Source organism: Paracoccaceae bacterium Fryx2 (assembly GCA_032334235.1).
GTDB lineage: Bacteria > Pseudomonadota > Alphaproteobacteria > Rhodobacterales > Rhodobacteraceae > JAVSGI01.
Map to the genome: position 1 here is coordinate 84,450 of JAVSGI010000003.1, position 18,911 is coordinate 103,360.

The 18,911-nt window shown below is 58.4% G+C and carries 16 protein-coding genes and 1 other annotated feature; of the genes, 5 read left to right on the forward strand and 11 right to left on the reverse strand.

The window, feature by feature from the left end; all coding sequences use genetic code 11:
• Nucleotides 1–275: 275 nt before the first annotated feature.
• Nucleotides 276–5,168, forward strand: a complete 4,893-nt coding sequence (locus tag RNZ50_01320) for a type ISP restriction/modification enzyme (GenBank protein MDT8853691.1) — start codon at nucleotides 276–278, stop codon at nucleotides 5,166–5,168.
• 24 nt (nucleotides 5,169–5,192) lie between these two features.
• On the opposite strand, the gene RNZ50_01325 is transcribed toward RNZ50_01320, so the two are convergent.
• The 7 genes from RNZ50_01325 to RNZ50_01355 all read right to left on the reverse strand — a co-directional run bounded on the left by RNZ50_01325 (nucleotide 5,193) and on the right by RNZ50_01355 (nucleotide 11,582).
• On the reverse strand, nucleotides 5,193–5,834 hold the full coding sequence (locus RNZ50_01325; protein ID MDT8853692.1) for a hypothetical protein: 642 nt from the start codon (nucleotides 5,832–5,834) through the stop codon (nucleotides 5,193–5,195).
• A gap of 636 nt (nucleotides 5,835–6,470) precedes the next feature.
• A complete protein-coding gene (locus RNZ50_01330) occupies nucleotides 6,471–8,474 on the reverse strand; it encodes a phage/plasmid primase, P4 family (GenBank protein ID MDT8853693.1) in 2,004 nt (667 codons plus the stop codon).
• Nucleotides 8,474–9,082: a hypothetical protein gene (locus tag RNZ50_01335; protein ID MDT8853694.1), complete on the reverse strand. Its 609-nt coding sequence runs from the start codon at nucleotides 9,080–9,082 to the stop codon at nucleotides 8,474–8,476. The genes RNZ50_01330 and RNZ50_01335 overlap by 1 nt, the downstream gene beginning before the upstream one ends.
• On the reverse strand, nucleotides 9,079–9,381 hold the full coding sequence (locus RNZ50_01340) for a hypothetical protein (GenBank protein MDT8853695.1): 303 nt from the start codon (nucleotides 9,379–9,381) through the stop codon (nucleotides 9,079–9,081). Before RNZ50_01340 ends, RNZ50_01335 begins: the two co-directional genes overlap by 4 nt.
• 110 nt (nucleotides 9,382–9,491) lie before the next feature.
• Complete coding sequence (locus RNZ50_01345; protein MDT8853696.1) at nucleotides 9,492–9,773, reverse strand: AlpA family phage regulatory protein; 282 nt, start codon at nucleotides 9,771–9,773, stop codon at nucleotides 9,492–9,494.
• A gap of 85 nt (nucleotides 9,774–9,858) precedes the next feature.
• Complete coding sequence (locus RNZ50_01350) at nucleotides 9,859–10,326, reverse strand: hypothetical protein (GenBank protein ID MDT8853697.1); 468 nt, start codon at nucleotides 10,324–10,326, stop codon at nucleotides 9,859–9,861.
• Nucleotides 10,323–11,582, reverse strand: a complete 1,260-nt coding sequence (locus tag RNZ50_01355) for an integrase arm-type DNA-binding domain-containing protein (protein ID MDT8853698.1) — start codon at nucleotides 11,580–11,582, stop codon at nucleotides 10,323–10,325. The genes RNZ50_01350 and RNZ50_01355 overlap by 4 nt, the downstream gene beginning before the upstream one ends.
• Before the next feature lie 419 nt (nucleotides 11,583–12,001).
• Between RNZ50_01355 and RNZ50_01360 the strand changes: the two genes are divergently transcribed.
• On the forward strand, nucleotides 12,002–12,937 hold the full coding sequence (locus tag RNZ50_01360; protein ID MDT8853699.1) for a hypothetical protein: 936 nt from the start codon (nucleotides 12,002–12,004) through the stop codon (nucleotides 12,935–12,937).
• Here the strand turns inward: RNZ50_01360 and RNZ50_01365 are convergent.
• The 3 genes from RNZ50_01365 to RNZ50_01375 form a co-directional block, all read right to left on the reverse strand.
• A protein-coding gene (locus tag RNZ50_01365) for an IS3 family transposase (protein ID MDT8853700.1) occupies nucleotides 12,938–14,181 on the reverse strand; the annotation gives its coding sequence in 2 pieces (ribosomal slippage) (nucleotides 12,938–13,878 and nucleotides 13,878–14,181; 1,245 coding nt in all).
• Nucleotides 13,769–13,885, reverse strand: a sequence feature (AL1L pseudoknot). Its footprint overlaps the gene before it by 117 nt.
• Nucleotides 14,135–15,412 carry an IS256 family transposase gene (locus RNZ50_01370; protein ID MDT8853701.1) on the reverse strand — a complete coding sequence of 426 codons (1,278 nt, stop codon included), beginning with the start codon at nucleotides 15,410–15,412 and terminating at the stop codon, nucleotides 14,135–14,137. Before RNZ50_01370 ends, RNZ50_01365 begins: the two co-directional genes overlap by 47 nt.
• 59 nt (nucleotides 15,413–15,471) lie before the next feature.
• Nucleotides 15,472–15,732, reverse strand: a complete 261-nt coding sequence (locus RNZ50_01375; GenBank protein MDT8853702.1) for an integrase core domain-containing protein — start codon at nucleotides 15,730–15,732, stop codon at nucleotides 15,472–15,474.
• A gap of 109 nt (nucleotides 15,733–15,841) precedes the next feature.
• On the opposite strand from RNZ50_01375, the gene RNZ50_01380 reads away from it, so the two are divergent.
• From RNZ50_01380 to RNZ50_01390, 3 genes are read left to right on the forward strand one after another with little or no spacing between them, the layout of a single operon-like run.
• On the forward strand, nucleotides 15,842–16,198 hold the full coding sequence (locus tag RNZ50_01380) for an RAD55 family ATPase (GenBank protein ID MDT8853703.1): 357 nt from the start codon (nucleotides 15,842–15,844) through the stop codon (nucleotides 16,196–16,198).
• An 18-nt stretch (nucleotides 16,199–16,216) separates the two neighbouring features.
• Nucleotides 16,217–17,299 (forward strand): ATPase domain-containing protein, encoded by a 1,083-nt coding sequence (locus RNZ50_01385; GenBank protein MDT8853704.1) that lies wholly within the window; start codon nucleotides 16,217–16,219, stop codon nucleotides 17,297–17,299.
• Nucleotides 17,300–17,671: a response regulator gene (locus tag RNZ50_01390; GenBank protein MDT8853705.1), complete on the forward strand. Its 372-nt coding sequence runs from the start codon at nucleotides 17,300–17,302 to the stop codon at nucleotides 17,669–17,671.
• A gap of 146 nt (nucleotides 17,672–17,817) precedes the next feature.
• Here the strand turns inward: RNZ50_01390 and proX are convergent, their stop codons facing one another.
• On the reverse strand, nucleotides 17,818–18,846 hold the full coding sequence (gene proX / locus RNZ50_01395; protein ID MDT8853706.1) for a glycine betaine/L-proline ABC transporter substrate-binding protein ProX: 1,029 nt from the start codon (nucleotides 18,844–18,846) through the stop codon (nucleotides 17,818–17,820).
• Nucleotides 18,847–18,911 lie beyond the last annotated feature (65 nt).

Here is an 18,911-nt window from a genome sequence, read left to right on the forward strand (position 1 = left end):
TCGCCCCCGGCCCCTTGAACAGTCTCTGCGCCAGTCCCTGTTGTCAGTTGACAAAAAATAGGACACCCGCTCCCATAACGATGATTGACCCGTACGTTCTCCTACAAGGCATCAGCCGTCCCTGCGCTCTTTCGCATCGTTGATGATGCGGCGAAAAAGGTCCTCGTGGGCTTTCAGGTCCTTGTCCGTGACGCGGATATACAGAGTGCAATATTTATGAGTCGCACGGCGCGACCTTCACCACTAAGGTCATAAAAATACTGCTTGGAGGAAACATGGCCGCCCTTGATCAAATTCTGCAATCTTATCGCGATTTCGCCATTACTGAACGAGAAAAGGGCACCTATTTTGAGCGTCTTGGGATGGCGTTCTTCATAAATGACCCGGTTCAGGCTGAAGAGTATGAAGCGGTGTGGCCCTGGTCCGAATGGGCCAAAGCCAACGGCTGGGATGGCAAGGATGTCGGGATCGACCTCGTGGCAAAGTTGCGCAACGAAGATGGTTTTGCTGCGATCCAAGCCAAGTTCTACGCGGCAGATACCCGCATCCAAAAGGCGCATATCGACAGCTTTATCTCTGCGTCCGGAAAGGAACCGTTTCGCAGGCGGGTTGTTCTTGACACGACTGAGCAAGAGTGGGGCGCAAACGCTGAGGAGATGATCCGAGGTCAGGCTATTCCGGTCATCCGGATCGGGCTGACCGACCTGCGAGAGAGCAGGATCGACTGGACGATCTTTGAGGCGCGCGGCGAGATCGTTTTGGCCGCAAAGAAAACCCTGATGCCACATCAGCGCGATGCACTGATAGATGTTGCTAAGGGGCTGGCCGTCGCCGACCGTGGCAAGATGATTATGGCTTGCGGCACCGGAAAAACCTTTACCTCGCTGAAAATCGCAGAGGCCATCGCAGGCAAGGGCAAGCGTGTTTTGTTCATGGTGCCATCGCTGGCGCTGATGTCCCAGACGGTTCGGGAGTGGACCAATGACACCGAAACACCGATCCGCGCCTTTGCTGTCTGTTCGGATGCCCATGTAGGCAAGCGCCGGAAAAGCACCGATGACGTGGCCGAAATCGAAATCCATGATCTGGCGTTTCCGGCTACCACCGATCCCGTCAAGGTCGCGGCAAAGGCTGGCGAGGATGATCCGGAACGTATGACGGTCATTTTCTCGACCTATCAATCCATCGTCACCCTGTCCCGTGCGCAGGAAGCGGGCCTTCCCGACTTCGATCTGATCATCTGCGATGAAGCGCACCGAACCACCGGCGCAACGCTAGACGGCGAGGAAGAGTCGAACTTCGTCAAGATCCACAGCAACGACCATGTCAGGGCCCGCAAGCGCCTCTACATGACGGCGACGCCACGCATCTTCGGCGACAATGTCCGCAGCAAGGCCGATGAGGTCGGCGCCGAGCTGGCCTCGATGGACAACCCCGCCCTATTTGGCGAGACGCTGTTTTATCGCGGCTTCGGTTGGGCTGTGCAGAACGGGCTGCTCACCGATTACAAGGTCATCGTCCTGGCGATGGACGAAGGGCTGGTCAGCGCGGCGGTCCAGAAGCGCCTCGGCGATGCGGGCAGCGAGTTGGTGCTGGACGACGCCACCAAGATCATCGGTTGCTACAAGGCGCTGACCAAGGTCGACCTCAAGGCTGACGTCACCGCCGATCCCCACCCGATGCGGCGCGCGCTGGCCTTCGCCAAGGATATCCGCAGTTCCAAACTTATCCGCGACGAATTCACCGCCGTGGTTGATGAATACCTCGGCCAGGACAGCCTGATTGAATCCGACGAGCCGTCCAAGCACCTGCAATGTGAAATCGAACATGTCGACGGCACCTTCAACGCCAAGACCCGCGGCGCTCTGCTGGATTGGCTCAAGGCCGATGCTGGCGAAAACACTTGCCGCATACTGACCAACGCCCGTTGCCTGTCCGAAGGTGTCGACGTGCCCGCCCTTGATGCGATCATGTTCCTGCACCCGCGCAAAAGCCAGATCGATGTGGTGCAATCGGTTGGTCGCGTCATGCGCAAGACTGACACCAAGAAGATGGGCTATGTCATTCTGCCGGTCGGCGTCCCCGCAGGTGTGCCGCCTGAACAGGCGCTTGCCGACAATGAACGATACCGCGTCGTCTGGCAGATTCTGAACGCCCTGCGCGCCCATGACGAACGCTTCGACAGCACCATCAACAAGGCTTCCCTCGGTCAGGACATCTCGGACAGGGTCGAAATCGTCGGCATCAACGCTGACACCGAAGAACTCCGGTCGGTCACCGCCGTTGTCGACAAGCTGCCCACCAAAACCAAAGCCGCAAGTTCTGGCATTGGCGCAGGCAACGGCGGCCCTGGCGATGACGTCATCGAGGGGCCTGAACCCCGCCAAACCGAAATGACCTTCTCCATCGACGAATTCTCCCGCGCCATCATGGCCAAGATCGTCAAGAAATGCGGCACCCGCGATTATTGGGAGGATTGGTCCGCCTCCATCGCCGAGATCGCCAAGAACCATATCACCCGCCTGACCGCCCTTCTGAAAGCCCCCGACACCGAAGCCCGCAAAGCCTTTGACGCCTTCCTCGCTGAACTGCGCGACGATTTGAACGACACCATCTCCGAAGGCGACGCCATCGAGATGCTGGCCCAGCACATCATCACCCGGCCCGTGTTCGAGACCCTGTTCGAAGGCCACAAGTTCACCGCCGAAAACCCCGTCTCCCGCGCCATGCAGCGCGTGCTGGATGTGCTGAACGAGGCCAATCTCGACAAGGAATCCAAAGACCTCGAAAAGTTCTATGCCAGCGTCAAGATGCGCTCGCAGGGCATCACCGACCCCCAGGCCAAGCAAAAGCTGATCGTCGAGCTTTACGACAAGTTCTTCCGCCGCGCCTTCCCCCGCACCACCGAAAAGCTGGGCATCGTCTACACCCCGGTCGAGATCGTCGATTTCATCATCCATTCGGTGAACGAGGTTCTGCAATCCGAATTCGGCCAGACCCTCGGCTCCCCCGGCGTCCACATCATCGACCCCTTCACCGGCACCGGCACCTTCATCACCCGCCTGCTGCAATCCGGCCTGATCGCGCCCGAAGAGATGGAGCACAAGTTCCGCAACGAAATCCACGCAAACGAGATCGTGCTGCTGGCCTATTACATTGCCGCGATCAACATCGAAGCGGTCTATCACGGGCTGCAGGGCGGCGACTATGTGCCGTTCGAGGGCATCTGCCTGACCGACACCTTCCAGATGTATGAAAGCGACGACCTGATCTCGCATTACATGCCCGACAACTCGGAGCGGCGGAAACGGCAGAAGGCGACGGATATTCGGGTGATCGTGGGGAACCCGCCCTATTCCTCTGGCCAGCAAAACGAAAACGACAATAATAAGAATGTGTACTACACAAATCTTGATGCTCGCATTTCTGAAACTTACGTTGCATCTTCTGCTAATCAGATGGGCAAAAGTAAATCTTATAACTCCTATATCCGAGCCATTCGCTGGGGCAGCGATCAGCTTAAAAAGGCAGGTGGTGGCGTTATGGGGTTCGTCACCGATGCTGGATGGATCGATGGAAATGCGATGGACGGTATGCGCGCATGCCTTGAGGCAGAGTTTAGCAGCCTATACATTTTTCATCTTCGAGGTAATGCTAGGACTTCTGGAGAAAAGCGTCGCAAAGAGAAAGGCAACGTTTTCGGTGAAGGAACTCGATCCCCTATCGCCATTTCAATCTTGGTTCAGAATCAAAGCGATGGTGGCATGATACATTTTCATGACATTGGGGATTACCTTACTGAGCAAGAGAAGCTCAATGTCATTCAGGATTTTGGTAGCATCGGCGGTATTTCGAAGAAATCTGGATGGAAAAATATTACGCCGAATGATCAGCATGATTGGCTGGACCAAAGAGATGACTCATTTTCCGCCTTTTTGAAGGCGGGAGACAAGAAAAGTACGGAAGTCACTCTATTTGAGACTTACTCAATGGGAATAAAATCTAATCGCGATGATTGGGTTTACAATTTTTCGAAGAGCGACCTGAAAGCCAACACTTCCCTCATGTTTGAAACTTTTTCTGCCGAAAAGATTGTCCTTTCAAACTTGAAGGGGGATGAAATAGCAGAGCAAGTCACTAGGGATAGCCGTAAAATAAAATGGACAACGGATGTGATATCTGATTTGAGTAAGGGCAAATCGTTCTTCTTTGATGCAGAAAATATTGAGCACGCAGTTTATCGGCCATTCCAAAAAATGTGGTGGTATTCTGACCCGAGCTGGAATTGGACGAGGCACCTTATGCCATTGTTTTTCCCCACCTCAAAAGTGAAGAACCACACCATTTGTGTGTCAGGGGTCGGCGCAGGCAAGGGCTTTTCGGCGCTGATGGTCGACAATGTACCCAATCTTCACACCGTAGATACCGGTCAGTGCTTTCCGTTGAAGCTATATGAAGATCAGCGGGAAAAAGGCGACGCAGACCTGTTCTCTGGTCGAGATGTCGCGGATGGCTACCGTGTTCGCGACGGTATCACCGACGCTGGCTTAAAACACTTTGAGGACGCGTATCCCGGCGAGACGATCACCAAGGAAGACCTGTTCTACTACGTCTACGGCCTCCTGCATTCCGAGGATTACCGCGCGAAATACGCCGACAACCTGTCCAAGGAACTGCCCCGCATTCCCCGCGTGAAAACGGCCGCCGACTTCTGGGCCTTCAACCGCGCCGGTCGCACCCTCGGCGATCTGCATGTGAACTATGAAACCGTCGAACCCTATCCGGTCACGATCAAGCAAGGCGATCTGCGCCTGGCCGACGTCAAAAACCCCGAGGCCTTCTACCGCGTCACGAAATGGGCTTTCGGTAAATCCGGCAAGGACAAGGACAAGACCACCGTCATCTACAACCCCAACATCACCATGCAGGATATCCCGTTGGAGGCCTACGACTACGTCGTGAACGGCAAGCCCGCCCTCGAATGGGTGATGGAACGCCAAGTGGTCAAGACCGACAAGGACAGCGGTATCGAAAACGACGCCAACCGCTATGCCAACGAGACGATGAACAACCCCGCTTATCCGCTGGAACTCTTCCAGCGCGTCATCACCGTCAGCCTGCGCACCATGGAAATCGTCCGCGCCCTGCCAAAGCTGGAGGTGATGTGATGCAGGGGATACCGGGTCAATCGGTCATGGGCCAAAATACATTTCCAGTTCTTCGCGGCTGAGGGAATGTCGATACCTCCCAAGAAACGCGCGGTTGGCTTGGTCTTCGCACCATTCGATTTCGTCGCAGTGCCGGGAATAGGTCCGCTGCCACATCCCTTTTGGCTTGAGGGCGATTCCATATGCAGCGCCACGTTGCCCGCCCATTGCCATGCGCCGCTTGTCCGCGCGGCGCAGCATCCGGTCTTCAACGGCCTCCGACTGGCTCGCATAGGCAATGCTGTAGCAGTGACGGCAGAGAAAGTAGCGCCCGCCCTTAAACAGCTTTGCAACTCTGCGTCGGCAAGGGGTGCCATTTAGGACGCCGGGACAGCCAAAGAACGGTCGGGTGCCACCGTAGTGGCAGTGGATTTGGAAGACAGGGATTGATTGCTCTACATCATAGTAGTCACCTGTCTTTTCCGTGATGCGAAAACTGACTACCAACTGCGACTGTTGGGCGCTCAGGCTTATACCCGCGACTTGCTCGCCATCCCGGTGCCAGCGCCAGTTGCCAGACCAGCCGGGTTTTAGACAACCTTCACGGTTGAGCCTGTTCACATCCAGCGTGCGGCAATCCTCTGCCAACTGGTTACGACGGGGGCGTCCAGAGCCGTATCCACCCATTATCTGCCGCCCCGGCTTTTTCCGAAATCATTAGTCAACTTCTGCTTCCTCTCAGTTTTGGACCTGTCGGGTTGCCGCTGGCAAAGGTGCCCTCGTCGTCCGCCCATCTACCCCAAACACCGTAACCGCGCCTGTTCCCCGGCGTGTGCTAAATTCCGGCGGTGGTGGTGCTTTCGTCATGTCAAAGGCAGCCTTTGTTACCCGTCAGTTACCCCTGTAGCATGTATCATAAATACAGGTAATCTAAACCTTTGTTTAATAGCGTTAATTATATTTAGGAAATTTGACTATATATCAAACTATCTTCACGTTCTGGGCAGAAAAAGGTGCGGAAAGGCTCTCTTTTGTGATTGGTTCGCAAGTGGGTTCAACGGCCATCGCGTCGAGGTGAGCAGTTTGGCCAATGGTTAATTAAAGCCGATCCCGTGCCAGTATCTGTAGGGCGTCCAAAAATTACAGGTGTGCCGGGCGCTGGTGTGAATGGCACGAATGGCGCGTTTTTTCGGGTTGTGACGTATGAGGGAAAAAAGAAAAACATGCGCCCACAAATTACAGCAATTACTGACACAGACTTTTTCTTTTTTCCTATTGCACCATAATTGAGAAAACGCGCCATTCGCGCCATTCTGGCCCCCGTTAAATTACTGAGCCGCGCGGCGCTGGCATCATGGGCAGTATCGGCTCTGGTGAATTAATTTTAATGTGTTCATAAATCCGCAATCCGTCAGTGACTTTGCCTGTCGGGTGGCCCAAACGCTGTAACCGCTTCGAGAAGGTTTCGCGGTTGACTGTTTTCTTGATGCCCTGCGCCTCCGCCCATCGTCCGTATGCCTCATACAGCCACCCGCCCGGCGTCTTGGCACCAACCTCACGCGTGCAAGCATCCTGCACAAACTGCGCCACTTGGTCCGCATCCAGCCGCCATTCTGCCTTGGCCGCCTCGCTCGATGCCGGTTGCGTGAAGCCATTGGCCACCGCGTGAGCGTAGGCGGTAAGGCAAATCGTCAGGATGCCAGGTAGCTCCTGAAACAGCTTCCCCTTGAGCGTCACGTCCTGTTCGTGCTCTGCGAATGTCCGGTTGAATGTCAGCAGCACGGCCCGGCGGAACAGTGCATCCGAAAAATCACGGGTATGCGGTAAGTGGTTCGTGCCGAACCAGCATGTAGAAAATGGTCGCATGTCGAAAGGATCCCGATGCTTACGCTCAACTGTCGATGTTTCGCCGGACGTGATTGCCTTCAACTCGGCGTCAGCTATGACTTCGCCCTGATGGAGTTCTGACACGATGTTCGCCAACTTGTCCTTCAGGTGCGCGCGCTGGTAGGGGCTTTCGAATTTAGACGGCGCAACGCCTGCCACGTTCTCCGCCCCGGCCATCGCTTCCAGCACGGCCAGTGCCACGCTCTTTCCGTTACCGCCTGGTCCCAAGAGCATCACGAAACGCTCATGCTGGGCGTGGCTCATCAAGGTGTATCCCATGAGTTCCAGCAGGCACGTACACTTGTCGTCGCGGTCCGCGTCGTCGCGGAATACGTCGCCTAGGAATCGCCGGAATAGCGGGGCGGTCGCGCTCAGGTCGAGATCGACTGGAATTTGCGTAGTGCGGTAATCCTCGCGCCGGTGCGGCCTGAGCGTCCATCTGCCGCCTTCCAGCACGGCCAGCCCGTTGAGGCAGTTGACCACTTCCGGCTCGCCTATGTTGAACGCATGGCCGGGGCGGTAAATCTCGTTCTTCAGCACCTCTGCAACGCCGTTGACGGCATGGTTCATCACAGTAACGCCACGCGCCTCCAAGGCGGCTTGCGTAGCCTTTTTTACCGCCCTGTCCTCTTGTTCCCTCCAGACGCCAGACGCTTGCCAGCGCCACACGCCCGAGTCTGTGCACAGGATATTTTCTTGCCCAATGCCGTCGAGCGTCGCCCGTGCCAATGTCAGATGGTCCGGCGCTTCCTGGTTGCCATCGGCGTGTGCCTCTTTCAGCGCCTCCCTCAATTCACCCATACCGATGCCGGTGGCCGCTTTCAGGGCCTTCAAGATGATCTCTTGTTTCAGGCGCGGCAACGCATTGGCTTCAATCAGAATCTCATGGATTTTGTCGGCATCGTCGGCCGTCACATATCGGGCGTGCATCTTCAGCGTTTCGAAGTCGCGAAGCGTGACGGCTGGTGCCGTGTTTGTGCCCGGCATCTGCGGCATATGCTGTCGAGTCCGGGACAGGCTAACCATTGCCGCCGCTTCAGCATATGCCGCCTTTTTTTTGCCTTCGTGTTTGAAGTGGCAAAACAGGTCGAAGGCGTCGCCCGTGCGGTCTCCGTTTTTCGTCACGATGCCCAGCCCGGCGGTGGCATCGCTACCAGAGTGTGAAAGCCAATGGTCGCCATAGTCACGGGTTGCGAAACTGCCGCTTGTCTGGTGAGTGCTTTGCCAGTCGTCGCTATTCCTGCGCTGCGTGTATCCGCACTCGGCAAGCATGTATTCGACGCTGAAAAGTGCGCAGAATTGGCTGATAATGCCGTCTGTCTCGCTTGTCGTGCCGCGCGCCGCGCGGCGTTGTTCGGCAATCTGCGCGGCCTCAACACGGGCCGCCCGTATCTGCGCGGCATCAATCACAAGCGGGTGTTCCATGGTCAGTGTCAGCATCATTTGTCCGCCCCCAGTGCGTAATGGTAGAAGTCGCCGGTGCGGCAGGGTAGGAACACAATCTGGCCAGGCCGAGCTAATGCTCTGTCCGGTTGAATCCCGCGCGCCTCCAAGGCGTCGAAAAAGGCATTCTGCGTATCTTTGAAGTCTTCGCCAGATAGCCAAGTGGTCAGCGGTATCAGCGCCCGCCAACGGGGCAGTTCAGACGTGGCGCTGGCCGTCGAGTAAATCAGCCTCCGCACGTCGCCCAAGATTTCGCACAATGCTCTATCCAGCATATCAAGCGGCGGGTTGCCGTCGTCAATATCAAGAGTGAGCCACCAGAACCGGCCTTCCCGTCGCTGCACTTCGTGGGTGCGGGCATCGTGGGCGGCATAGTCGGACGGGATGAACCAGGGCGCTTGCCTCAGCTTGTCCTGCACCATGGTCGGATTGACCAGCATGTGCTCGATCTGCGCCACCGTGATGGTGGCATAGGGCGTCCCTGCGGACGGGTGACGGTTTGGACTGCCGTCGTTCAGCGTTTGGGCGTGCGTGTCGCTCTTGCCGTGTCCGCAAGGGAAGGACGGCAAAACCGCCGGTGCGCCCGGCATTTGCTCTGTGTTCATTGCGCAGCCCCTATGTGCTTCAAAAGGCCAGCAACACGGCGAAGGATTTCAGAAGTGCTTTCCGCCTCTGCCAATGTCATCTTGAAGTCAGGCTCAACGCCGTCTTCCCAACTATCTGAATTGCAGATTTCACTATCCACATAGCCGCGCATCTTCTCTGCAATGTTTTGGGTCATGACGCTGGCCGCACGTGCAGCTCCGCGCAAGGCCGCGCGGTTAAGCTGCATGTCGACTTCGGCTACTGTATGCGCCGCTATGCTGACGGGGTTCAAATCGTTGTTAGGGGTATCAATTTTCATTTTACTACCTCTGGATATTGCCCCAAAGGCGCAGCGGTGCTATAATGCCCCATCAAAGCTGTCCGCTCTGACTTCGTTAAAGCCCGTCCGCGCTCAATGCGGGCGGGTTTTTACTTTTGAGTGAAGATCGGTTGTGCGACGCCCTTGGCTTGGGCGTCCAGCCAATCGACGATTTCGGCCTCACGCCAGAAACGGCGACGTCCAATGTAAGTCGGGCGGGGGAAGTCCAGTTCGGGATTATCCAGCCAGCGCCACAACGTCATGTCGCTGATACCGCCGCACATCTGGCGAACGGTTGCCGCTTGAATGCGACGGTGCGGGTGGCACATGTCCGCTTCGGTGCGTGCCCTTTCAGAAAGCTCGTTAGGTGACAGACTAGGTTGCGTGTTCATTGGCCTACCTCGTTATAACAGGTTAGACCTCTCAATATTCACAGAATAAAGCATGATGCAAAACAAGGCGTGACACGTATTTCTTTTAATTAGGTTTCAAGTCAGTTTCCCTTTGCCTACGCAATAATTCGATGATCTCCAGATCGTCTGATTCAAGCAAAAGCTCCCGATTCACCTTTTCGTGATTAAATATGAGCCTTTGAATCGCTTGTGCTTTCGAAGAAGGTCTATCGATTTGTTTGAGATATTTTTGCGCCATAGTTCGGCTTACATCACATTTCATCTCGATTTCTCGACTGATAGAATCCTTGTCCGTCCATCCATCAACGTCTCTGCGCCAGAAACGAACTAACGCCGCTGCAACAGGCTTTAGGCTAGAAAGTTTGGCACCTCTTTGACGCTTCGGTGGGTCACCAAAAATAATTCTTGCAATAAGTTCACGTTCGCCTTCGTTTAGATCACCCTTCATCACCTGCTGAATAAGAAGCGATGGATCACCTTCTTTCCATTTTAACACAGGTTTGTTTCGAAATTGCGACATATCAACCATCAACGCAAACCCCCGATCCGCACCACGTTATCCGGCGTCCCGTCCACAAGATCGCCCACAAACCGCGCCCACGCATTAAGTGCATCGCGCTTTTCGTCGGCATAGTCGTGCCGCTGATAAACGCTCACAATGCCGCCTGCGGTGCCGCTCACATGGTTCAGAACCGCCTCGGTGACACGCACCGGGATGCCCAGCCGCGCCATGCCGGTCGCTGCCGTGCGGCGCAGATCGTGAAACGTCCAGTGCGGAATTTCCACCGTCTCGCCGCGTTCCTCGCTGGCAATCTCGGCCATGCGTTTGGCAATGTGATTCCGGCCCTTGTGATAGCCCTGTAGGGCGCTTGCTCCGTTTATGGTGAACACATATCCCGACTGCCCCTTGACGCGCTCCACGGCCCCCAGAACGGCGCGCGCGGCTTCTGACAGTGCTACATCATGCGCGCGCCCGTTCTTTGTGCGGTCGGCGGTCAGGTGCCATAGATCGCCGGTGATTTCGCGGTCGGTCATATTCACAACCTCGCCAAGCCGCTGGCCGGTCAACAGAAGCATTTTGCCAAGGTGGCCCCAAGGCTGGCCCTCAATATAGCAGGCTTGCCAGAACAGTTTGATCTCATGATTTGTCAACACGCGGTCGCGGCTCTTTTCCTTTGCCGCCGGTTTGACGCCCATGGCTGGCGATTGCGTGATGATATCGCGCTCAACACACCAGCTTAGAAACTTGTTCAGATACGCCCGAACGCGATTTGCAGTCACAACCCGCCCGCTGTCTGCAATCCCGTCCAGCAGGTCGATCACGTCGCGCTTTGTAATGGTTTGAATATCCCTTTCGCCCCAGATCGCCACAACGTGCCGGTTCAATTCGCGCTTGACCGTCTCGCCAGATTTCAGGGTGGACAGGTGTCGCGCGCCGAATTTCTCCACCAGCGTCTTGATCTTGTCGCGCTCGGATAGTTGGGTTTCCAGCCGTGCGGCCTTGGTCGCCTTCTTCGCTGCGCTCGGATCGTTGCCATAGTCCACCGCCTCGATAGCATTGGACGCGGCGGCGCGCGCATCGGCCAGCCCCATCACTGGCCAGCGACCAAGGGTCAGCTTCTTGGGTTTGCCCGCGTAGCGATAGCGCAAGGCCCATGATTTGGCCCCGCTGGGTTGCACCACAAGGTAAAGGCCAGACAATGCCGGGTCTGGCAATTCTAGGCGTTGGTTTGGGTCGGGTTTGATCGCTTCCACGGTTTTCGTGGTTAGTGCGCGGCGTATAGTCAATTCATCACCTCCATCTGTTACCCCAAGGTTTCCCTTAGCTTCCAACGGCTTGCCGGAAAGCGGCTGTCGCTACCCGGCTTCGGCTCAAGATTTCCGCCGGGGTAACACAGGGGTAACAGATTTAGACGTTTTGCGCCGTTACCCCGCGTTACTACCATTGCATAACATCTAGCGCAATATCAAGCAAAATATGGGGAAAAGTGCAGCCGATAGTTTTACAAAGTTAGGGCCAGTTTGGCCATAAAACTTGACTGTTAATCAATTGGTCGTAGGTTCGATCCCTACCGCCGGAGCCAAATCAGCGCTAAACTGTTGATCATGTTATGCTTTTTTTGATTTAGGTTTGATGTGTCACACATGGGTGTCACACACGAATCCGGATCTTGGGGCTCTTTCCTCTCATAGAGGGAAATGGCCGGATGGCTTTTCATACGCACGTAATCCGTCGGGGCAGCGTTTTCCACTGGAAGCGCCGCTTTCCGAAATCCACATGTTTGAAGGTCTTGCAGGTCAGTTTGCGCACCTCAACGCTGTCGGAAGCCTGTATGATCGCCCGCAGACTGTCTTCTGTGAGCGACCGAATGTTTGATGAGATAAAGACCAACCACCTGAGTGTGGAAGATGCCCGCGCCTGGCTGCGCCATGTGGTGAGCGAGGAGCTTTCGCGCATCCGCAAGAATCAGACACTGATCTGCGCTGATGGTGGAGGAGATGCCACTGCTGACTGGGCGATGCGCGAAGCTTGGCGGATGCTCGCGACCATCGGGCCGAACGCTGGCATCGGCGATCTTGAATTCGACCGGCTTCAGGCGGAGGGTCGATCCGAATTGGAAATGTTCCAGCTTGACCGGACGTTGAAAATGCTGGGACAGGACCTCCGGAGCGAGGCCCGCATGCTGCGGCTGGCACGTGAGTTCCGGGAACTCACATCCCGCAAGGATGAGCTTTCGGCACAGGCCATGCTGCGCGTGCGCAAGCTTTTCACCGAGGGGCGCGCTGCGGCTTGGGCGGCTGCTCCTCCGGACCAAGGCCCGAATACTGCAAATGCGCTCGCGGAGGATCTCGCGCGAGAAGCCGTCGAGCTGGAACGCGAAGCTTTTCTCGGCTCCGGCAGGACCGGAGGAGGGTCCCTTGCTCCGCAGGCGGCCTTCATTGCGGAGGTTTCCGTCGGGCATCAAGCTCCCGGCGTGCCCGATGTCGTCGAGGAACCACCTTATGACCCGGCGATCCCCTCGGTGATCGAGCGGCTCATCCATCACAAGGGTCGGCAGGGTGTTACCTCGACGACCCTGCAACAATATTGTTCTTTCGCATTGAACCGCCCCGGGTTTACCGGAGGGTGGTTTGTTCAATGACTACGCGACCATATCGAGTGAGTTCAGGTTTGCATAGAACGCCTCCTCTGCTTCTGCGGGTGGGATGTATCCGATTGGGCCAAGCAGGCGGCGGTTGTTATACCAATCGATCCATTTCAGCGTTTCCCATTCGACCTCGCGCATTGATTTCCAGGGGCCGATCTGGTTGATGACCTCTGTCTTGAACAGGCCGATGACGCATTCAGCCAAGGCGTTGTCATAGGCATCGCCAACTGTTCCAACGGAAAGGTCGATCTCGGCCTTGGCCAGGCGTTCGGTGTATTTGATCGACAGGTATTGTGATCCGCGGTCCGAATGGTGGACCAAGCTCTTGTTATCCGGCGTCTTTCTTTGCCAGATCGCTTGCTCCAGCGCGTCGAGCACAAACTGGGTCTTCATCGATGTCGAGACGCGCCAACCGACAATACGACGTGCAAAGACGTCGATGACGAAGGCCACGTAGACGGTGCCGGACCATGTGGGCACATAGGTGAAATCTGAAACCCACAGCTTGTTCGGCCGATCCGCCATGAACAGCCGGTTCACCTTGTCGTCCGGGCAAGGCAGAGACGTGTCAGGATTGGTCGTGATGACCTTCTTGCCACGGACCACGCCCCTGATGCCCAGATGGCGCATCAATCGTTCCACGGTGCAGCGGGCGGCGTCTTCACCCTGCCGTCGCAAAACATGCCAGATCTTCCGCGCGCCATAGAGCTTGCGGTTGGCATCCCAGGCCGCGTCGATCTTGAGGCTCAGGGCGGCATCCGATTTGGCCCGGGCCGAGGCCCGGTCAGGATCACGCATGATCGCCCGCCGGTCATAAAAGGTGGAAGGGGCAAACTGCAGTGCCCTGCAGATCGGCTCGACCCCGAATGCCTCTCGGCTTTCCTCAATGAAAGCAGTCATTTGCGAAACGGGCGGTCGAGCTCCGCCTGGGCAAAATACGCTGAAGCTTTGCGCAGAATCTCGTTCGCTTGCCGCAGTTCCCGGTTCTCGCGCTCAAGCTCTTTGATCCGCGCGATCTCAGCGCTGGTAGGTCCCGGCCGTTCGCCACCATCGCGCTGGACCTGTCGCATCCAGACGCGAAGGCTGTCCGTCGAACAGCCCAATTTACCTGCAATCGCCGTCAGCGCCGCAGCCTCGCTCTGATAATCATCGCGGTGTTCCATCGCCAGCCGCACCGCACGCTCGCGGAACTCAGGTGAATACGGCTTCGAGGTCTTCTTCTTTGAGGTCTGTTCCATAACGGGCAATTCTCCGAGAGTTTTGCCCTCCGGTAAACCCGGGGCGGTTCATCTCCCAGCCGTCGACCTTGCGCATCTGGATCTGGCCGGATGCCAGCAGCGCCCAGAGCAGCATCGGCACGGTCTCGGCGCAGGGCAGCACGGTCTGGGTCTTGACGCGGCGACGGAACTCCTCGTTCAGCCGTTCGATGGCGTTGGTGGTCCGGGCCGACTTCCATTGCGACGGGTCGAGGCGGGTGAAGCTGAAGAGCCGGTCCCCTGCTTCTTCAAGGCTGTCGGCAACGGCCTTGCACTTGAGCTGCCACTTGCGCAGGAATGCCTTGCGGCGGGTCTCGATCCCGGCGGCGGTGTCGGCGCAGATCATGTCGCGGTAGTCCTCGGTCAGCTCGTCGTGCAGGTGCCTGGGCGCGTGCGCCAGCAGGTTTCGGTGCTTGTGGACCGTGCAGCGCTGGATCGGCAGAGCCTCGCCCCACAGCGCGACCAGAGCGGCTTCCAATCCGGGGGCGCCGTCAACAATGACGAACTCGGGCCGCTTCAGACCGCGGGCATCAAGGTCGTCGAGGAACTGGCGCCAGGCAGATGTGCTCTCTCCGCCCATGTTCTTGATGGATAACAATACCTTCTGCCCGTCGCGGCGGATGCCGATCGCCGCCAGCACCGAGATGTTGGTGGCCTTCCGGTCCAGCCGGGTCCGGATCACGGTGCCGTCGAGGATCAGCCGGACGATGTCCTCGTCGGCCAGGCTGCGGGCCGACCAGGCATCCCAATCCACCTTCACCTTGCGCCAGGCCCGGCTGACCACATCCTTGCTGACGGCGCCCTCGAACAGCCCGAACAGCGCCCGCTTGACGCGCCGGGTGTTGGTCCCGGCAAGATAGACCGCCGCGATCAGCGCCTCGGCCTTCTTCGTCAGCCGCTGGTAGCGCGGCAGCGCCTTCGAGCGCCATTCCTTAGCCTTGCCGTCCTCGTCCTCGACCCGGGCGCGGGGCACGCGCACCGTTTCGGTGCCGAAGGTGCCGGTCAGCTGCCGCTCGCGGTGCCCGTGGCGATAGCCCTTCGCCTTCTCGTCGCCGCGACCGTAGCGCATGCGGCCGAGAAACTCGGCCAGTTCCTCTTCAAACATGGTCTCGATGGTCGCGCGGACGCTCGCCCGCAGGCGCTCCTCGATCGGGTCATACCCGGTCGTGTCGGGCAGTAGCGAAAAGGCCGAGCTGTCGGTAATGTCGTTCATGGCGTGATCTCCCTGGCGGTTGGCGCCGCCGGCTGGGTGGGTTTCAGTTCACCCGGAGATTACGCCGCCTTCAAATTTCCACCACTCCCGCGACACCACCGATCCTCGTCGGTTTTGGTTTGGGCACGCGCGCCGGGTGCGGTGAGGTCAGATTGCTCAGGCGCTCGGCGCGCTTGGGCGGGTGTCAGGTCGCCCAGCGAGGAATGCGGCCTGACGTTGTTGTATTCGTAGCGCCAACCCCTGGGGCTAACCTGCGTTGCAGCAATCCATCGGCCGTGGCGTATCTGCTGGTTCAACCAGAGGTAGCGAAGGGCAATGATGTGCGTGCCGCTTCAGCGCGCGACGCTGCCACTCTTTCTGATCCATTGTCGCGCGCGCTGCCGGTTTTGCTCGGCGGGGCGGACCCGGCCAATGTTCACTGAACACAGGATGACGATGCGGATTACATGCACTGACAGGATCAAGACGGGGGTCGAGGGGCTCGACACAATTCTGAACGGCGGGCTTGTGCGCGGTGCGGCCTATATCGTGCACGGCCCCCCGGGGGCCGGCAAGACCATCTTTGCCAACCAGGCGTGCTGCAACATCGCGCGCGGCGGGGGGCGGGCGCTCTACGTGTCGCTTCTTGCCGAGTCTCACGACCGGATGATGATGCACATGAGCGCGATGAGCTTCTTCGACCGGAGCCTGGTCCCGGCCTCGATCGTGTATCTGAGCGCCTTTGCCACCCTGCACTCGGATGGGTTGGCGGGGCTGCTTCGGTTGGTCTTCGAGGAAAGCCGCTGACATGATGTCGGCCTTGTCGTGCTTGACGGCCTGTTCGTCGCGCATGACAGCGCCGCCGACGAGCGGGAATTCCGGCGTTTCGTCCACGACATTCAGGGGCAGGCGGCACTTGGAAATCGCACGCTGCTGTTGCTGACAAGTCAGAGCCACAGGGAGGGATCGCCCGAGCATACCATGGTCGACGGCGGGATCGAATTCCTGGACGAGATGTGCGGGATGCGCGCGGTGCGCAATCTGGTCGTGCGCAAGCAGCGCGGCGGCGCCTTCATGCGGGGCCGCCACCAGTTCCGCATCACGGAGAATGGACTGGAGGTCTTTCCGCGGCTCGAGGCGCTGATGAATCACAAGCCGACGCCTTCGGTGACCATCGACCGCGTCAGCACCGGGATCACCGGTTTCGACAAGATGATCGGCGGCGGCTATCCTGCGGCCTCCGCGACGGTCTTGGCCGGCCCGTCCGGTTCGGGCAAGACGACGTTCGGGCTTCAGTTTCTGGCGCAGGCGACGCCCGAGGCCCCCGGCCTGCTGTTCGGCTTCTATGAAACACCCGCAAGGCTGCTGACGAAGGCGCGCAGCATCGGCATCGACATTGACGGCCTGATCGCCTCGGGCGCGCTCGAGATCATCTGGCAGTCGCCGGCCGAGAATCTGCCCGACGAACTTGCCAGGCGAATGCTGACCGCGATCAGCCGGCGCGGCGTGAAACGCGTGTTTCTCGACGGCATCGGCGCGTTGCGCCATGCCTTCCTGTTTCCCGAGCGTCTTCCGCTATTCGTCAATGCCTTGAGCGCAGCCCTGCACGAGTCCGGTACCACGAGCGTTTATTCATTGGAGATGCCACAGTTGTTCATGCCCGAAAGGATGGCGATGGACGACCTGTCGCAAATGGTCGACAATGTCGTTCTGGTTCACTACGCTCGACGAGCCAACCATATTGCCAACAATATGGATCGCGAGCTGCTGGTGCTGAAGATCAGGGATAGCGGCTTTGACACATTCCCGGAGGTCTTTCACATCAGGGACAAAGGCGCACAGTTTGGCCAGGGCCATACCGGCGGCCGTCGGCCCGACGAAGCCGTCAGCGTCGGCGATGGCGCATAGATGGCATACATCCTGATCGTCGAAGACGAACTGATCATCGCGCTTTCGGCCAGCATGGTGCTGGAGGATGCGGGCCACAAGGTGGTGATGGCCGCAAACGGCGAAGCGGGGCTTGCGCAAGCCCTGTCTTCCGCGCCTGATCTGATCATTTCCGACTACATGATGCCCCGGATGAACGGCCTTCAGATGATCCGGGCGTTGCGCGAACGAGGTGAGACCACGCCCGTGATCCTCACCACGGCCGTTCCGGAGTGTGGTCTGCCCTTGAACGATGATCCGGCTTATGACGCGTATCTGATCAAGCCCTACCATGACGGGTCGCTGATGGACGCCGTGAACCGGCTCCTGGACAGGGGGTCGGAACAAGGATGAACGCACGAAGAATGTCCCGGATGAGGTGATGATGACCGGGCGGGGGCAGCCAGTGCTGCGCCGGCTCCCGTTGTCAAGGTGATCACAGCCCCGGCAATGTGGCGCCCCGCTGGCCGGGCGCATCGCCCGGCCAGCGGAGGATGCGCTTACTGCGTCGCAACCCGTGCCTTGCCGAGCCAGCCATCCACCTGGGCCCGGTGTCCGGCGATCCAGGCCTTTGCCTGGGCCTCGATGTCGGCATCGCCCGCATTCATCGCGGCATTCTGCGCGAAGATGTCGGCCAGCGGAATCTCGACCGCGGTCAGCAGGGTTCGCACGGCCGGATTGTCTTGCAGGAACGCGCTGTTGGCCACCGGCACGATGTCGTTGGCCGGGAAGCCGAGCTTGCAGGGATCATTCACGCAACCGACGACACCCGGCCGCGTCGCGGCGTCTGCGAGCTTCATCATGTCGCCCGGTAGATCGACCCTTGGCACCTCGATCCAGACGACATCCTCGCCCGGAACCAGTTCGTTCACGGTCCAGTTCGGCGTCCAGGTGTAGAACAGGATCGGCTCGCCAGCGCCATAGGACGCGACCGCATCGGCCATCGAGGCGGAATAGCCGGCCTTGATCGGGTTGATGTGGTCGCGCAGTTCGTAGGCGTCGAGGTGGTGCTCGATGTTGATCTCGCAGCCCCAGCCCGGCGGGCAGGCGACCAGATCGGCCTTGCCGTCGCCATCGCGGTCGAAGGCTTCCTGAACCTCGGCCCGCTTGAAATCGTCAAGCGAGGTGATGCCGAACTTGTCGGCCGACGCCTTGTCGACCAGATAGCCTTCCAGTGCGCCACCCCTGGCCACGGCGCCAACGGTTTCGGCCCCGGTCTCGAAGGCCGCGCGGTAGGTGTCGTGCAGCGGGAACCAGCCATCGACCCAAAGCGTCACGTCGCCGTAGGCCACCGACTGATAGAAGGCCGGGTTGTCGAGCGTCATGGTGTCGCCCAGCGCATAGCCCAGCTCTTGCAGGAGTTGCTTGTAGATTTCGGTATGGAACCAGCCGGTATCCCAGGTGGGTTGGGCCATGACGATGGTCACGCCTTCACCGGGCTTTTCCTGGGCCAGGGCAGAATGTGCCGTGGCGGTGGCGAGAAGCGCGATGGTTCCGACGGTGGTGAGTGTTTTGCCGAGACTGAACATGCGTTGCGGTCTCCTTCCGATTGACTTTCAGACAAGATGGGCGGGCCGGATGGCCCACCCGCGAA

Coding starts and splice junctions, on each gene's coding strand:
- RNZ50_01325 (MDT8853692.1), bottom strand. CDS start 5,834: ATGGGTGGATACGGCTCTGGACGCCCCCGTCGTAACCAGTTGGCAGAG.
- RNZ50_01380 (MDT8853703.1), top strand. CDS start 15,842: ATGACGATGCGGATTACATGCACTGACAGGATCAAGACGGGGGTCGAG.
- RNZ50_01370 (MDT8853701.1), bottom strand. CDS start 15,412: ATGAACGACATTACCGACAGCTCGGCCTTTTCGCTACTGCCCGACACG.
- RNZ50_01340 (MDT8853695.1), bottom strand. CDS start 9,381: ATGAAAATTGATACCCCTAACAACGATTTGAACCCCGTCAGCATAGCG.
- RNZ50_01360 (MDT8853699.1), top strand. CDS start 12,002: ATGGCTTTTCATACGCACGTAATCCGTCGGGGCAGCGTTTTCCACTGG.
- RNZ50_01320 (MDT8853691.1), top strand. CDS start 276: ATGGCCGCCCTTGATCAAATTCTGCAATCTTATCGCGATTTCGCCATT.
- RNZ50_01335 (MDT8853694.1), bottom strand. CDS start 9,082: ATGAACACAGAGCAAATGCCGGGCGCACCGGCGGTTTTGCCGTCCTTC.
- RNZ50_01345 (MDT8853696.1), bottom strand. CDS start 9,773: ATGAACACGCAACCTAGTCTGTCACCTAACGAGCTTTCTGAAAGGGCA.
- RNZ50_01390 (MDT8853705.1), top strand. CDS start 17,300: ATGGCATACATCCTGATCGTCGAAGACGAACTGATCATCGCGCTTTCG.
- proX (MDT8853706.1), bottom strand. CDS start 18,846: ATGTTCAGTCTCGGCAAAACACTCACCACCGTCGGAACCATCGCGCTT.
- RNZ50_01330 (MDT8853693.1), bottom strand. CDS start 8,474: ATGCTGACACTGACCATGGAACACCCGCTTGTGATTGATGCCGCGCAG.